We start from the raw sequence: 2,104 nt of genomic DNA, 5'->3' as shown, positions 1-2,104 counted from the left end.
AGCTAGATCAGCTGCAGATCCTTCGGCGCCACCCCGTCGAACACCCGCGCAAGCTGTGCCGGCGAGAGACCGTACATGCGCTTGAACAGCCCGCCGAACACCGCGCGGTATTCGTTGAGCACCGGGTAGTCGCGGTTCTGGAACAGCGTGGCCTGCGCCACTTCCTGCTGCTCGCCCACGACGCGCCCGCCGGCCTGCGCCGAGAGCCCGCCGCCGAGCACCCAGTACACGCTGCCATGCCCATGGTCGGTGCCGCGGTTGCCGTTCTCGCGGAAGGTGCGGCCGAACTCGCTGATGACCACGACCACGGTCTGGCGCCAGGCGTCGTCGCCCATCTCCTCTGCGAACCCGGCCACGCCGCGGCCCAGTTCCTCGAAGCGGTTGGCAAGGTAGCCGGTGGCGCCGCCCTGCCCCACATGCGTGTCCCAGCCGCCGACGTCGACAAAGCCGAGGTCGAAGCGCTCGCGCATGAGCCGCGCCATGCGGCGCGCGACGAGTTCGAAGCCCTTGGCCGTCATGGCGTTGCGGCTGGCTGCGTCCATCTCGGCCTGCATGGCGCGCACCACTTCGTCACGCACCTGAAAGCCCTCGGCCACCGGCTGTGCCAGCGCCGTGTTGCGGTACATCGCCGAAATCACCTCGCTCTGGCGCGCATCGATCGAAGGACGCGCGCTGCCCGCGAGCGCCATGTTGGCGGCCTTGGCGTTGCCGCGCATCGCGATCGGCAGCTGGTTGGTGAACGCCATGGGCGACACGCCGGCCAGCGGCCCGGCACCGAGCACGGAGGCCAGGCGGTTGAGAAAGCCCGAGCCATAGTCGCGGCGCCTGTCAAGCGCCTGGCCCAGTTCGATGGAGTCCTGCGTCTCGAAGTGGCTGCGCGTGAGGTCGTCGGTGCCGGCAAAGGCGATGAAGGAGGCCTGCTTCTGCTCGAACATCGGCATCAGGCTTTGTGCCAGCGCGGGGTGCAGGCCCCAGCTGCCGTCCAGCGGCAGCGCGCCGCCGGGCATGCCGGGCCGGGCGATGGCGATGTTGGGGCGCGAGGCGTAGTAGAAGTCGCTGCCCGTGGGCACGAGCAGGCTGGCGCAGTCGTACGCGCCGCGCAGGAACACGACCAGCAGCTTGGCGCCTTCGGCCGCGGGCGCGGCTATCAACCGGCCGGAGGCGCCCGCGAACGGAACGGCGGCCATGAGCTTGAGCAGTTCTCGGCGTTGCATGGCGGTGTGTCCTTTTTCCATCATCATCAGCGGCGCATCAGTTCCGGCGACGCCAGCAGGAAGGTGTTCCACTCCTGCGGGTTCCTCGCCTGCGCCAGCGCCTCGCGCGTGTCCGCGCCCAGGCCCGCCTGCATCGCACGCACCGCGTGCGAATCGGCCAGCGGCGGGAATGCGGGTTTCTCCAGCGGCGCCTTGTCGTCCGTGCGGAACAGCACGGCGCCGTTCGCGCCGATGGCGCGCGCGATCTCGAAGCGCGTGTTCATCTGCCCCGCGCTGGCCCAGGCGGCTTCGTTGAGCGGATAGCCGTCGGGCGTCTCGTGGCCGTACAGCGGCTCGCCCATGCGGTTGATCCAGCCGAGCATCGGGCCCACGTTCGTCACCACGCGGTCGTCGTACGCGAGCCGCACGCCGGCGATCACGTAGTGCACCGGGTCGCGGAACTTGCGCCCGAGCGAGGCGGCGAATTCGGGCGATTCGAACATCGCCTTGAGCGTGAGGGCGATGTCGCCGTCGCTGCGCGTGAAGGCCGCCGCCATGCGTTCGACCAAGGCCTGCGGCGGATCGTCGGAGACGAAATACACGGCGAGCTTGCGCGAGATGAAGTGCGCGGTGGCCGGCGCGCGCGCCAGGCGGTCGAGCGCCTCGTCGGCCTCGGCGAGGCCATGGCTCTGGATCGGCTGGCCCAGCAGCGTCTTCGGCCCGTAGTCGTGCCGGTTGGGGTTGAACTCGAACAGGCCCCGGCGCACGTAGTCGGCGCGCAGGGCCGGCCGCACGTTGGGCGGCGGCGCATCGAGCGGCTGGTAGCTCACGCCCACGCCGGTGAGCACGCGCGCCAGCTCCTGCACGTCGGCTTGCGAATAGCCGCCGCCCACGCCCATGGTGTGCAGCTC

At 70.3% G+C, this 2,104-nt stretch carries 2 protein-coding genes; both read right to left on the bottom strand.

From position 1 onward, the window contains the following. Positions 1–2: 2 nt before the first annotated feature. Entirely contained in the window at positions 3–1,214 is a 1,212-nt protein-coding gene (locus tag AC1DOC_RS30825; protein WP_027729458.1) for a DUF1501 domain-containing protein, read from the bottom strand. A gap of 26 nt (positions 1,215–1,240) precedes the next feature. Then, positions 1,241–2,104 (bottom strand): DUF1800 domain-containing protein (locus tag AC1DOC_RS30820; RefSeq protein WP_478131241.1); only part of this gene is annotated, 864 nt, incomplete at its 5' end.

The sequence above is a fragment of the Variovorax sp. 01T439_2 genome (assembly GCF_056398445.1).
Note: the sequence above shows the minus strand (reverse complement) of the source record. Positions and strands in the feature narration are given on the sequence as shown.

Bases quoted from the DNA above. Each gene is read 5' to 3' on its own strand.
- AC1DOC_RS30825 (WP_027729458.1), bottom strand. From the start codon at position 1,214: ATGCAACGCCGAGAACTGCTCAAGCTCATGGCCGCCGTTCCGTTCGCG.